General features: G+C 45.9%; 12 protein-coding genes. 4 read left to right on the top strand and 8 right to left on the bottom strand.

Features of this window, described 5'->3' with window-relative positions; all coding sequences use genetic code 11:
• The first annotated feature begins 1 nt into the window (after position 1).
• The 3 genes from BM021_RS00520 to BM021_RS00505 all read left to right on the top strand — a co-directional run bounded on the left by BM021_RS00520 (position 2) and on the right by BM021_RS00505 (position 5,306).
• A complete protein-coding gene (locus tag BM021_RS00520; RefSeq protein WP_090717443.1) occupies positions 2-3,142 on the top strand; it encodes an efflux RND transporter permease subunit in 3,141 nt (1,046 codons plus the stop codon).
• Between the two features lie 177 nt (positions 3,143-3,319).
• Positions 3,320-4,240 (top strand): DUF5996 family protein, encoded by a 921-nt coding sequence (locus tag BM021_RS00515; RefSeq protein ID WP_090717440.1) that lies wholly within the window; start codon positions 3,320-3,322, stop codon positions 4,238-4,240.
• Positions 4,241-4,796: 556 nt separating this feature from the next.
• Positions 4,797-5,306 (top strand): nucleoside deaminase, encoded by a 510-nt coding sequence (locus tag BM021_RS00505; protein ID WP_090717435.1) that lies wholly within the window; start codon positions 4,797-4,799, stop codon positions 5,304-5,306.
• A 48-nt stretch (positions 5,307-5,354) separates the two neighbouring features.
• Here BM021_RS00505 and BM021_RS00500 read toward each other — a convergent pair whose 3' ends face one another.
• The 8 genes from BM021_RS00500 to BM021_RS15095 form a co-directional block, all read right to left on the bottom strand.
• Entirely contained in the window at positions 5,355-6,221 is an 867-nt protein-coding gene (locus tag BM021_RS00500; RefSeq protein ID WP_090717432.1) for a hypothetical protein, read from the bottom strand.
• A 155-nt stretch (positions 6,222-6,376) separates the two neighbouring features.
• Positions 6,377-6,562 carry a hypothetical protein gene (locus tag BM021_RS00495; protein ID WP_090717430.1) on the bottom strand — a complete coding sequence of 62 codons (186 nt, stop codon included), beginning with the start codon at positions 6,560-6,562 and terminating at the stop codon, positions 6,377-6,379.
• An 86-nt stretch (positions 6,563-6,648) separates the two neighbouring features.
• Positions 6,649-6,885 carry a transposase gene (locus tag BM021_RS16485; RefSeq protein WP_090717427.1) on the bottom strand — a complete coding sequence of 79 codons (237 nt, stop codon included), beginning with the start codon at positions 6,883-6,885 and terminating at the stop codon, positions 6,649-6,651.
• Positions 6,886-7,029: 144 nt separating this feature from the next.
• The gene (locus BM021_RS00485; RefSeq protein ID WP_090717425.1) at positions 7,030-7,380 is read right to left on the bottom strand and encodes a hypothetical protein; all 351 of its coding nucleotides are present in this window, start codon (positions 7,378-7,380) and stop codon (positions 7,030-7,032) included.
• A 19-nt stretch (positions 7,381-7,399) separates the two neighbouring features.
• Positions 7,400-7,798: a hypothetical protein gene (locus BM021_RS00480; protein WP_090717422.1), complete on the bottom strand. Its 399-nt coding sequence runs from the start codon at positions 7,796-7,798 to the stop codon at positions 7,400-7,402.
• Positions 7,799-7,812: 14 nt separating this feature from the next.
• Complete coding sequence (locus tag BM021_RS00475) at positions 7,813-8,211, bottom strand: hypothetical protein (RefSeq protein WP_090717420.1); 399 nt, start codon at positions 8,209-8,211, stop codon at positions 7,813-7,815.
• A gap of 449 nt (positions 8,212-8,660) precedes the next feature.
• A complete protein-coding gene (locus BM021_RS00470; RefSeq protein WP_143074263.1) occupies positions 8,661-8,843 on the bottom strand; it encodes a hypothetical protein in 183 nt (60 codons plus the stop codon).
• A gap of 52 nt (positions 8,844-8,895) precedes the next feature.
• A complete protein-coding gene (locus tag BM021_RS15095) occupies positions 8,896-9,099 on the bottom strand; it encodes a hypothetical protein (protein WP_143074262.1) in 204 nt (67 codons plus the stop codon).
• A 579-nt stretch (positions 9,100-9,678) separates the two neighbouring features.
• On the opposite strand from BM021_RS15095, the gene BM021_RS00465 reads away from it, so the two are divergent.
• Positions 9,679-12,909 carry a hypothetical protein gene (locus tag BM021_RS00465; protein WP_090717414.1) on the top strand — a complete coding sequence of 1,077 codons (3,231 nt, stop codon included), beginning with the start codon at positions 9,679-9,681 and terminating at the stop codon, positions 12,907-12,909.
• Positions 12,910-12,971: the final 62 nt, after the last annotated feature.

Below are 12,971 nucleotides of genomic sequence, written 5' to 3'. Positions count from 1 at the left end.
CATGCTCAAGTACATCATTGAATGGTCAGTACGGCATGTTTTTCTGGTGCTGCTTGGGACATTTTTCATCGTGGCCTGGGGCATCTATGCGGTATGGAAGACGCCGGTTGATGCAATTCCCGATTTGTCCGATGTGCAGGTCATCATTTATACGGAATATCCTGGCCAGGCACCGCAGGTGGTCGAAGACCAGGTGACCTATCCGCTCACCACCGCCATGATGAGCGTGCCGAAATCCAAAGTCGTGCGCGGTATTTCCAATTTTGGCGTATCGTTTGTGTATGTCATCTTCGAAGATGGCACGGATATTTATTGGGCGCGCTCACGGGTACTGGAATACCTCAGCTTTGCAGCGAACCGGCTGCCGGCTAATGTCAGGCCTGCGCTCGGCCCGGATGCCAGTGGTGTGGGATGGGTTTACCAATATGTTGTCGCTGCCAAAGATCGTACACTGGATGAGTTGCGCACTATTCAGGACTGGTTCTTGCGTTATCAGCTCATCGCGGCGCATGGCATTTCGGAAATAGCCAGCGTAGGCGGATTTGTGAAAACCTATCAGGTCACGGTGGATCCGCGACGTCTGCAGGCCTACGGCATACCGCTCAAGACGGTATCCGACGTGATCACTGCCAGCAACCGCGATGTCGGCGGGCGCGTCATTGAAATGGCAGAGACCGAATACGTGGTGCGCGGCAGGGGCTACCTGCGCGGCATTGACGACCTGGAAAATCTCGTCGTCAAGGCGCATGTAGGCATGCCGGTATTATTGCGTGATGTTGCTCGCGTCGAGCTGATTCCCGACGAACGTCGCGGCATTGCCGAACTGGATGGGGAAGGCGAAGTCGTTTCGGGCATTGCGGTGGCGCGGCATGGCCAGAATGCCCTGGATGCCATCCATAATCTGGAAACAAAAATCAGCGAGATTTCATCCGGTTTGCCGGAAGGTGTTACGATTCAGCCCGTCTACAATCGTTCCGAACTGATCGAGCGCGCGATCGAGACGCTGAAAGAAGTGTTTATCGAGCAGATCATCATCGTGGCGCTGGTTTGCTCAATTTTCCTGATGCATGTGCGAAGCGCCCTGGTAGCGATCATTATGCTGCCGGTCGGTGTGCTGATTGCTTTCATCGCCATGGCGCAGCTCGGTATCAATTCCAATATCATGAGCCTGGCTGGTATTGCGCTGGCAATTGCGGAGATGACCGATGCTGCCATTGTCACGGTGGAGAATGCACATAAACATCTGACACGCCTGGAGCCGGGGCAATCGCGCATAGAAGCTGTCATCGCGGCGTGCCAGGAAGTCGGTCCGGCGCTATTTTTCAGTTTATTGATTATTACTGTATCGTTTTTGCCGGTATTTACGTTGGAAGCCCAGGAGGGACGCATGTTCCAACCGCTCGCCTACACCAAGACATTTGCCATGGCGGGCGCTGCTCTACTTTCCATCACATTGGTTCCAGCTTTGATACTGCTGCTGATCCGCGGCCGCATTCCGCGCGAGGAGGATAATCCGTTGGGCCGGCTCATGATTCGAGGCTATCAACCCATCGTGGCTTGGGTGATGCGGTGGAAAAAATCGATTATTATCATCGCATTGAGTGTGCTGGGTGTTACCGTTTATCCAGCGATGAAGCTGGGAACGGAATTCATGCCAACGTTGAACGAGGGCACGCTGCTTTATATGCCGATCACGCTGCCGGCGGTTTCCGTCACCAAGGCTGCGGAAATCCTGCAAACCCAGGACAAGATCATCAAGAGCTTCCCTGAAGTGGCCTCGGTGCTCGGCAAGGCCGGGCGCGCCAGTACCGCAACCGATCCGGCGCCGCTGGAGATGGCCGAAACCATCATCAACCTGAAACCGGAAAACGAATGGCGCCCCGGCATGACGGTCGACAAGTTGATTGCCGAAATGGACCAGGCACTTCAGATGCCGGGAGTCAGCAATTCCTGGACCATGCCGATCAAGAACAGGATCGATATGCTGGCCACCGGCATTCGAACACCCGTCGGCATCAAGGTATTCGGCAAGGATCTGGGTGAGATAGAAAACCTCGCCAAGCGAATCGAGGCTGTTGTAAAAACCGTGCCGGGGACCAGCAGCGCGTATGCAGAACGCGCTACCGGCGGCTACTACCTCGATATCGAACCCGATCGTATTGAACTCACCCGCTATGGATTGGCTGTCGGTGATCTGCTGGATGTGGTTTCGGCGGCGCTGGGTGGGGAGATGGTGACAACGACGGTGGAAGGTCGTGAGCGCTTCAGTGTCAGCATCCGCTATCCGCGTGAGTTGCGCAGTGATCCGCAGGCGATTGCCACGCAGGTACTGGTGCCGACGATGGGAGAGACGATGGGAGCGGTAATGATTCCGCTGGGCCAGCTTGCGAAAATCAAACTGGTGCAAGGGCCACCCAGTATCCGTACAGAAAACACCCTGCTGTCTGCTTACATTTTTGTCGACATTCGCGATCGTGATATCGGCAGCTATATCGCAGAAGCGCAGCAAGCTGTGCGCGAGCAGATTCAGTTCCCGCAAGGATACTATGCAACCTGGAGCGGACAATTTGAATATATGCAACGCGCCACCGAGAAATTGAAAATAGTAGTGCCGCTCACGATCTTCATGGTGTTTGTGCTGGTGTATTTGAATTTTAACCGTTTCACAGAAACACTGATCGTGATGCTGTCGGTTCCTTTTTCCCTGGTGGGTGGTATCTGGCTGATGTATTGGCTCGATTACAACCTGAGCGTGGCGGCGGTGGTCGGCTTCATCGGTCTGGTCGGTATCGCGGCTGAATCCGGCATGGTGATGCTGGCTTTCCTGGATCAGGCGCTTACTGCTATCACCGCGAAACGCAAGGCTGCCGGGGAGGAAGTGGCTATTGCAGATCTCTATGAAGCCGTGGTGCAGGGCGCGGTCTACCGCATCCGCCCGGTAATGATGACTATCGCAGGCAGTGTGATCGGATTGCTGCCAGTCATGCTGAGCACCGGCACCGGTTCCGAAGTGATGCGTCGTATCGCCGCACCGATGGTCGGCGGCATGGTGTCCGCGACGATTCTGACACTGATCATTTTTCCGGCGGTTTATGCGCTGGTGAAGGAAATTCCGATTCGGCGTTTACTTGAAACGAAGTAGGGTGTCAGTTGAATAATTCTGTTAGTGCAGGTTATTAGCAGCGGGTTTGACTAAACGTTCGGCTTTACGTATATTTTGATAAGAAGAGTACTTATATTTCCTATACTTAAGAATTAATAACTTCGATGGATGCTTTATGTTGAACTTCTTAGGCATCATCTGTGAAAGGAGGCATCTATGTCAAACCTCACTGTCTTGAATTATGATCCATGGCCAGCATTCTCCGCGGAAGAATTTATACCAACATCACATTTATTCCACATGTGCGTGCAAGTGATTGGGAAATTAATGCTAACTCAACCTTTTGAGCCGCACTGGGCTAATTTAGCAATGCCGTTGACCAGCCGCGGCGTAACTAGCGGAATAATTCCATATAATTCAGGTACATTCTCTGTGGAAGTCGATTGTATTGACCATATGATTGTTTTTACATCGAGCTGGGGAGAAACTAGTACGCTGAAACTTGGCTCCATGTCGGTAGCACATCTAACCCACCAAATATTCCAACACTTGGAAAATATGGGCATCACCAGCAAAATTAATCAGAAACCCCAGGAAGTGTCTCATCCCATTCCATTTGATCAAGATACAGCATTGCATATTTATGATGAAAAAGTCATCAATGCTTGGTGGAGAATTATGTTGAGTACTTATCGCGTTCTTCTCAAATTTCACGCTAAGTTTTACGGTATCACACCACGAATTGGCTTATTTTGGGGAACCCTGGATTTACGCGACGCGCGCTACAAGGGTGTTCATTTGCCTACAGCAAATACGCCATTGGATTTTATTTCCCGTAATGCAATGGATGATGCGCAATTCGAGGTAGGTTTTTCTGTTAGCAATGAAAAATATCCCATCCCATCTTTTTTTGCATTTGCATACCCCAAACCCGACGGATTAGAACAAGCAATCATTAAACCAAGCGCAGCTAAATGGGTTTCTGTAATCAACGAATTTATTCTTGATTATGACGACTTGCGTAAATCCAAAGATCCTGAAGGAGATTTGCTCATGTTTTTCGAATCAAATTACCAAGCATTTGCCAAGCTTGCAGGGTGGGATCCGGAATGGGTTGTCAGTAGCAAGCCCATTTGAAATTTGATCAACTTTCCGAATCCAAGTGTAGCTTTTTCGAATGAAAAAGAGTGAATCATACCTGCTGCACTCACATTCATCCAACGCTTCGGCTCGGCTGCCAACCCCAATACTGGTGCAGAAGGATACCCACTTGCTGGAATTGGTGCGTTATATTGTGTTTTGCGATGCGTGCACAAAGTGCGCAGTGCTCAAGAGTGGCGTTGGAACAGCTATCGTGCGACGGCGGGTGATGAAAAGAAGGTGGGTCGTGAAGAAACTGGCAAAAAAAGAGAGAGAATATCAATGCAAGGCCTAACCCTTATGCCAGGAAGAAACCGGTTGTGGTGGCCATACGGTGATCAGCTCAGCGCGCCGGCCTTCGCTGTTTCCGGCCTGAAGGGTCAGAGTGTGATTATTTTCTGATTGAACCATAGGAAGAAGAAATAACCATGAATTCCTTGGACCAACTCAAGGATTTAAACCGCAGAGTATTTATTAAGGGAATAGGATATGTGAGCCTGGGGCTCCTATCCTCCGGCATGCTGGGGGTTGCGAATCCATTAATGAGCGTTTTATGACTGTATCTTTAGATCTAACGACAGCCGAGTGGCGGCACTTACGCCGCTGCATAGAACTGGCAACTGAGGCTTTGGAGGCGGGTGACGAACCGTTTGGCTCTGTGCTTGTTGCTGGGAATGGCATTGCCCTAGCTGAAGACCGCAATCGCGTGATTTCTTCCGGCGACCGGACTCGTCATCCGGAGTTTGAACTGGCGCGGTGGGCTGCGGCGAACATGACTCCTGATGAACGAGCTGCAGCCACCGTCTTCACCTCGGGCGAGCATTGCCCGATGTGTGCCGCCGCGCACGGCTGGGTCGGACTGGGCCGCATTGTATATGTGAGTTCTTCAGATCAACTGGCAGCCTGGCTTGCCGAGCTCGGGGTTCCCGCATCTCCGGTGCGAAGCCTGGCAATCCGGGAGATTGTCCCTAATCTTTTAGTAGTGGGGCCGGTTCCCGGCTTCGCGGAGCAGGTGCGTGACCTACATCGCCGCTTCTACGGCTCAGCCCTTGGGCTAGGCTGAAGGAGATTCCGCTGCGGCGTTGATAAAAACGAACAAACCCAAGCACACTCATATTCGATGGCAATTGCTTATTAGCCGGTTTACCTCAATGAACCAGCTACAATTGCGATACGGCTTACCCTGCAACAACTGTCTGTAACTATCGGGCAAATCACGCACAATCGCCTGAAATTCCTGTTTATCTTGTGCAGTGATGATTATCGGACCGATAAACGGGGTTTTATTGTGGCGCAAGTTCAGATTGAATACCGGCTGATGCGGTAAGTCAAAAAAGTTGACCATGTTTTTTAACACGGCTTCTTGTTTTAGATTCACGTCAACATCGATAAAAAACACCCGATCTTGCCAGTGATTATCGCGAATCAATTGCATAGCCCGGTGCTCAATCTCCAGCCATTGCAGCATATAGAATTGAAAGCGACTGAGCGTTGCTGGATAGTGCTGAAACAACGCTTCGTAGCCGGTCAACGCCCAGCGGAACAAGCGCTCGCTGGTATCGCTTTTATAGTCCACAAATGGAAGATGCATCTTACGTATCGCCTGTTCTCGGACACATTCGCTTTTTGCCACCTGCAACGGGTTGCGCACCAGATGGACAAAGCCGGGATTGTGCAGCAGTGTTCCGGCATGGCGGTTAAAAGCTTTCAGGAAAGCATGATTGGACTCAAAATAAAACGGCTGCTTGCAGCTGGCGATAAAGCGGCATTTGCGCTCTAACACCGGCAGTAATGCACTGTCATTGTGCCATGTATTCCATTCAATGGGTTTGCCAAACAGCGTGGGATTACCCGGAGTGAAATAAGGCTCGTGGGTGCTGTAACACTGCGTGATATTCTTGACAAAGAAATCAGCAAGATAACTCGTGCCCGAGCGGCCGCTGGCAAGGGTGAACAGGACATGCTGCGTGCATCTCATACATTAAGTCAGGATACTATCGCTGTTCAACCACTGCATTCGCTAGTTTTGCTGCAACTGGCCGGCTTGCATGATATGAGCTCCAGTTGAGCACACAGGAGACCATTAGTTCATTGGCTATGATTTGTCCGTTTTCTTCGTAGATCATTGCTTATTCAATTCCTCAAGTTTATCGGCGATCTGGCGTGAATTTCCTCAAAGAAAGTAATATTTGCGGTATGTCCACTGGAAAACCATTGATTATTATAAGGGCTGTAGTGCAGATGGCATACAGTTAAACCGGAAGACGGTTCTTTGATTTCGTAATGGGTAGCCCATTTCTTTTCAAAAATTAACTGCATATCAATCTCCATTAAATGAGTTGGTGGTTTTATTCTAATTCGCATTAAAATTGCATTAATTATCCAATCCCATGCTGTGATACTTTTTACTCGTGGCAAATTGGTTTCGAGTATTTGCAGCGCTTTAAAAAGATGTCTTCAAGTGTCTTGAGGTTATCGAATATTTGATTGTGAAAGAACTTTTCGCGCAACTCATCCCATATGTGTTCTTGCGGGTTGAGCTCTGGCGAACAGGGTGGCAAAAACAGCAGATGCAGATTGGATGGTAATGCGAGTGTGGCACTTTGACGCGTCAGGGTCAGACCTGACGCTCTATACTGCATAGCGAACACTTCATCAAGGATTTGCGCTTCATGCTCCAGATCTGTGTGGGTCCTGTTTCGCAATTGTCACTTACTGCATGAGAGCTTAGCCAAATCAGCCGCCACTTTTGCAAATTAAGTTGAGCTAGTATAGATAATGCTTTCTTATTTCTGCGCACTCGGTAAATGAATAGCTCCTTCTTGCAAGGGCTGCGCATGTCCATGTGCTGCGTCTTCAGTTATATTCTGGGTGCAGCCGATTTCCTGGCAGCGTTTTCTTGTGAAGGAAGAATGATGCTCTCCGTCGAATGTGACCTGTTGTTTCTCGCCTTGCTGGATAAGAACGGGTGATACTAATACCTGACCAGATAATGTTTCTAAAGAGAGATTGATATCTCTCTTCGCTTCAACCATACCTGAGCCAGAGACACGTATCGTTTCTTGTAGCAAAGCCTTGCCATTCTGATCTATGAACCGTACTACTATTTCCCCAGGACCTTTAATCGTTATATTCATTGGTTGTCCTCCTCTCTAGTTATTCTACTTCGTCGAGATAGGCATGGCCGCCTATAAGGCGAGAGAGATTCATTTCATTAGAGCCGATCGATGTCACGCCAAGTTCTTCGATTTCTAATATCGCAAAGCCTGCTTCGAACTGAGGTGAAGATACATGAGAAGGGGCAAGAAAAAATACTTCTTCTCCGCCTCTTAAAAATAATCTCAATACGGCAAAAGGACTACCAGAATAACCTATCGGCATGTTCGATCCTCCAGCAAGAATTCCTCCTGTTTTTTCCGCAGTGATTTCTCGAACGGTAGTTTTATCAAAACTGAGAAAATGAAATGCCATCACCGTTACCGGTGGAATGGATGTGACAGGTCCAGCGATATCCTGTATGACACTGACTTGTAGCATTATGCTGCCTTGCGCCATTTTCTTCTCCTTAGTTAAGGTACTTCGTCGAGATAGGCATGACCGCCTATCCGGCGGCTAACGCGTACTTTAGTATCATCAAATCCGGTAATTCCTATATCTTTCAATTCTAAAATAGCAAAGCCTGCTTCGAACTGGGGAGAAGATACGTGTGTAGGAGCGATAAAGAAGGCTTCTTCTCCTCCTCTTAAGAATAATCTCAGTTCAGCATGAGGAATACCAGAAAAACCAATCGTGGAGCCGATTGCCCCAGCAAGAATTCCACCGGTTTTTTGAGAAGTGATTTCGCGAACGGTGGTTTTATCAAAACTGAGAAAATGAAATGCCATCACAGTAACAGGAGGAATAAATGTGACAGGTTCATCAATTTCCTGTAGGACATCAATTTGTAACATTATGCTGCCTTGCGCCATTTTTATCCTCCTTTATACAATATTTCACCCGGAAAGCTGTAGTTAAGAATCACTTCCTTCATTCAGGACAATACTCAACCCAGTCGAGAACGTATAGCTGTTTTTAATCAACGACTATTTCATATTAAATAATGCATAAAAATTGCATATCTACGATAACACACCACGCTATTAATCTAAAAAGAATAATTTACTGGTGTCTCAGCCTAGATGAGATATTTAGCTGCAGCGACTATACACGGCAATATTTTGCTGCTTATGGAAATTAACTGCACTCAATAGACCGAAACAGGGGACAGATCACGATTTTAAGTTATGTGAGAAACAGATAGAAAAATAATTTCTACAGATTAATAAAGCCTGTCTGGGTGCGAGATAACTTATCCTTAATCTGTTGGATTGATCTTCTCGCACTATTTGTCATTCCGGCGCAGCCGATTACTTCAGTGTTACAGTGCACGTTGCCTCCCCCCATTGCTGCTACGAACGGTAATGCTTTGCGGATTCGTCGGCCACGAAAATTGTTCGCTGTGCTTGCCACCGCTGTTGTTCGTCAGTGTCCTGATCAGTGCGCCCGTCGAGGTCACGTAACACTTGAGTACGGCACTGCTGTTGGTGCTTGTGGCTTCCACGCGCAGCTCTGCCTTGGAGGCGATCCGTCGCCATTGCCCAGCATAATAGCCGCTAGTTTGTGCCCGTTCCCGCTAAATCCAGCTTGCCGTCGTCGTTCAAGTCTGCGGCGATGTGATTGTTGCCGAGAAGAGGATAAGCTGACGTTGTAAAAGTTGCCGATTGCATCGCCGCGTTCGCGGCAGAAGCAAAAATCAGCATGCTCAAAGCAAACGTCCAGAAAAATCTGCTGCAAGAAAATATGTGCCTCTTAACCATTTCTTCCTCCTGGAATAAATTAATTCGATGGGGAATTCAAACCCGTGATAAGTATGGAACACTAACTCAACAGCGACGGTTGAATGAAAAAACATTTATTTAACAATTATGCAAAAGAACAAAAGCACGTAGTATTTTTGCGGGGCTGATGCCGAACGCCTAAATTAAGCCGAGCCGCAGAGCGGCTTAGGCGCATGCTTTACGCCGGCACCCGCACAGATCAAAAGACCCTGATGCTTATGTGACCCTGACATTTCGGTGGTTCTTAAATCCAACCTTCATTTGCTTAATGCGCTTCGGAATTGTTCGAGGAATTCATTCACTGCTAAATAAAAAAGCAATTTAACCTTCTTCTGAGTTTTCCCGTATTACCCGTCCATACCATTATAAGCAAGTAGCTTAGATCAAAATAAGCGAATGCTTATTTATTTATCAAATAGACAGTCTTATCATGAGGACAAGGTAAGGTATCCGGAAGGATCTCTGAGCAAGTCAGCAAACCAGTAAAATTTGGCACTTACCGAAATCGCTACTAAACATTAATTGCTGCGGTTAGTTCGTGAATCCGCACTGTGCGCCATGAGTGAACAAAACAAACCGGCTGATAAATCTTCCCAAACAACCCCTGCAATTGCGGTCGTTGCACTGCTAATAAGCCTTTTTGCTGCTCAGGAAATCATTTTCAAACCAACGCGGCCTGCCATGATCCATACGGAAAGAATGTCGACTGAAGATGTTCGCTCACGATTGTGGCAAGATCCTTTTCAAGCGGTAGAGTTATACAAGAAACAAGATTCAGTTTCCGGTAAAACCTTTCATATCAGAAGCACTAAAGAAAATCATACCCAATCACAACCTGGAATCTTTGAAGGTTTAATTTCTGATACAACTTTTAATATTGAAAACAAACTCAATCGGCTGACTTGTCATAACGAAGAGCCCCCTGAAACGGCAGCTCATTCAATTACAGAATTAAAATGTCAAATTTATAAAGAAACGGAAAAACAAAATTCCGTTCACATACTAGCTGTTATGGTGCCCGGCGGGCCTTATGCTGAATACCACGAATGGCGGTTACGCAGCCGCTATGCGCTGATATCCGGCTTGCATGCTGCTGGCTATATGCCTATAGATCCAGAACATATCGGTTTTGTAGATTTTAGAAATGCATGTCAAAAAGATAAAAAAAATTCTTATTGTGATTTTCCAGATTATATGCCCTATGAATGGTTTGAGTTAAACGATCAGCTAAAACCAATTAGCATAGAAGAGCTTAGCGATAAAGAACTTGAATTGTTGTTAAAAAATAAAAAAGAAAAGGTTCTCATACTTTGGCTAAACAATGATACTTTTGCCCATTCCTCGATCAATAGCCTAGAAGTGCTAGGTCAATTAAAAAAGGAAATTATTTCCAATAGCAAAATTGAGTCAGAAATAAGCTTCAATATAATTGGCCCACACGATTCCGGCACATTAAGAAAAATGTATGCTGATATGAATAGGATAAAAAAGGAGTCGCTACCAGATAACTATCTTAATCACAGCCATATTTTCGCAACTTCTGTAACTGCAAATGACGAACGACTAATCGGTAAAACACTATATCAGGATCGGGGCAATTGGCTGAACGATAAAATAATCAGAACCATCAGCCCACAGGATAAATTAGCCCATGCATTACTTTGTGAACTGGCATTACGTGGAGTCACTCCATATCGAGCTGACCCTAATAAATCTATCTCAAGAAATTGTCCAGACCTTGCAGGAGCCATTCCTGCTAGACAATCTAATCAGCCGCATCATATGGTATTGATTGGTGAACTGGATACATTTTATTCTCAAACACTGACTGCGACCATCCTGAAAAAAATTGCTGAATTCGGCGAAAATCAAAACCATCAAAATAATAACGGAATTAGCGAAGGACATATTCATACTTTCAACTACCTGCGAGGGCTTGATGGGATAACGAGTGAACACACTGCAACCAGTCAAGATAGCAAGGGCAAAGAATCTCAAGCAAATAAGCTCAATGACAAGGAATTCAAAAAACAGTTAGAGCGCCCAACTGAAACTAGTCAGCTTGATTATCTGGTGCGTTTAGCTGAACAAATTAAGCATTTAGACAAGATAAAGGCCAGCGAGGGCGGTATTCAAGCAATCGGTATCACCGGAAGCGATCCCTATGACAAGTTGCTCATTCTACAAGCCTTGCGTCCTAAATTCCCGGAAGCTCTGTTTTTTACCACTGATCTTGATGCACGGTTCTTTCATTCCAGCGAAATAAAATGGACCCGAAACTTGATCGTTGCTTCGCCATTTGGCTTGCAGCTTAATGATGAGTGGCAAAAAAACACGCCGCCTTTCCGTGATAATTATCAAACTGCTTTATATTTCACTACGCTATTAGCCTTGCATTGTCCTCATACAGAGGGGCAATGCTCAGTAAGCACTCTGAAAGAATTCCTCAAAAAATTGCAGGAACAACCCAGGTTATTTGAAATTGGGAATAATAATGCTGTTGATCTGAGTCATACAGCGGGAAATGGAATACATCCCGAACCGGAACTTGCTTCAGTAATCAAACTTTCTGATTGGGAAAAGATTTTGAAAATCAGCGGACCGCTCTTAGCAATAGCCTTCCTAGCGATTCTCCTGTACTACTCTCTAATTCAAGAGCGCTTTAAGCCCATTATTGTTGGCGTGTTTATCAGCATTACCCTGCTATTGATTTTCTATCACACTGTACCATCTTTAGATGATTCTGGATCAGAACCATTCGCTAGTGGCACCAGTATCTGGCCAGCTATTGGCATAAGGTTTGTCGCCGCCATACTTGCAGGCTACCTCCTTTACAGCATTTACCAACAACTGAAAGAAAATAAGGAAGCAATTGAAAAAGAATATATATCACCTGCTTCAGTCGGAGAAGATACTAAAAAGACAAAAAGCCTTTGGGCAAAATTAAATATTGACCGATGGAAAATGAATTCTAAAGAACCCATACCCTTTAAAGATTTCTGGTCTGATTATTTGGAATCAAGAACAATTAGTTGTTGTTCAGTAAGAGCAATACTTATGGTTATTCTTTACGTTGGATTCGTTGTATTGCTTATTCAAAGCGGTTTTTTTGACATACCGAAAATTCCATTCCGAGGCGAAGTCAGTTCAAATATCCATACTGCAATTCTCATCCTGTCAATTTTTTCCTATTTAATGTTGATTTTTATCATTGTAGATGTCGCACATTTATGCAGCCATCTCATCAGATTACTTAAAGAACATAATGTTAAATGGCCGGCTAATTTAGTGAATATCAATAAAAGCAAATACAGCTTACCCCAAGAAGCAGTCGAACATAAAATCCTACTGGATTTTATCCATCGACATACCATCATTATTAATAAGTTCATTTATTATCCATTTTTCATTCTGTTCCTTGTAATATTGTCCCGCGCTTATTACTTCGATAATTGGCAAATCACGCCTTTATTACTATTTGTTTTTGGATTTACTGCATTGATCGCGCTTAGTAGTGCGATTAGACTAAGAATAGCCGCACAAGATGCCAGAAAGGATATTCTTCAAAAATTAGACAGCTACTCTTCTCAGTTGCTGGAAAATAGAGCTTGGTACGAAAAAGGTGGTAGCTCTGCCAAGCTAAAATTGTTAATCGGTGAAATAAGAGATTTTAAGGAAGGGGTATTTCAACCGCTATCGCATCACCCTATTGTATTATCCGTGCTGATACCACTCAGTAGTATTGTTGGAGTCTATCTGCTTGAATATCTGGCACTCTTTGCTTTCTGATGAAAATCAGAGTTACTAAAAATAAAATTTTTCAGCAGTAGCACTTATCGCTATACCGTCAT

Origin of the sequence: Nitrosomonas sp. Nm166 (assembly GCF_900112825.1) — a bacterium.
In the GTDB taxonomy this organism is placed as follows: domain Bacteria; phylum Pseudomonadota; class Gammaproteobacteria; order Burkholderiales; family Nitrosomonadaceae; genus Nitrosomonas.
This window is presented reverse-complemented; position numbering and strand designations above follow the sequence as displayed.

Excerpts from the sequence above, each read along its gene's own strand:
- BM021_RS00520 (WP_090717443.1), top strand. The coding sequence starts at position 2 with ATGCTCAAGTACATCATTGAATGGTCAGTACGGCATGTTTTTCTGGTG.
- BM021_RS00515 (WP_090717440.1), top strand. The coding sequence starts at position 3,320 with ATGTCAAACCTCACTGTCTTGAATTATGATCCATGGCCAGCATTCTCC.
- BM021_RS00505 (WP_090717435.1), top strand. The coding sequence starts at position 4,797 with ATGACTGTATCTTTAGATCTAACGACAGCCGAGTGGCGGCACTTACGC.
- BM021_RS00500 (WP_090717432.1), bottom strand. The coding sequence starts at position 6,221 with ATGAGATGCACGCAGCATGTCCTGTTCACCCTTGCCAGCGGCCGCTCG.
- BM021_RS00495 (WP_090717430.1), bottom strand. The coding sequence starts at position 6,562 with ATGCAGTTAATTTTTGAAAAGAAATGGGCTACCCATTACGAAATCAAA.
- BM021_RS16485 (WP_090717427.1), bottom strand. The coding sequence starts at position 6,885 with ATGCAGTATAGAGCGTCAGGTCTGACCCTGACGCGTCAAAGTGCCACA.
- BM021_RS00485 (WP_090717425.1), bottom strand. The coding sequence starts at position 7,380 with ATGAATATAACGATTAAAGGTCCTGGGGAAATAGTAGTACGGTTCATA.
- BM021_RS00480 (WP_090717422.1), bottom strand. The coding sequence starts at position 7,798 with ATGGCGCAAGGCAGCATAATGCTACAAGTCAGTGTCATACAGGATATC.
- BM021_RS00475 (WP_090717420.1), bottom strand. The coding sequence starts at position 8,211 with ATGGCGCAAGGCAGCATAATGTTACAAATTGATGTCCTACAGGAAATT.
- BM021_RS15095 (WP_143074262.1), bottom strand. The coding sequence starts at position 9,099 with ATGGTTAAGAGGCACATATTTTCTTGCAGCAGATTTTTCTGGACGTTT.
- BM021_RS00465 (WP_090717414.1), top strand. The coding sequence starts at position 9,679 with ATGAGTGAACAAAACAAACCGGCTGATAAATCTTCCCAAACAACCCCT.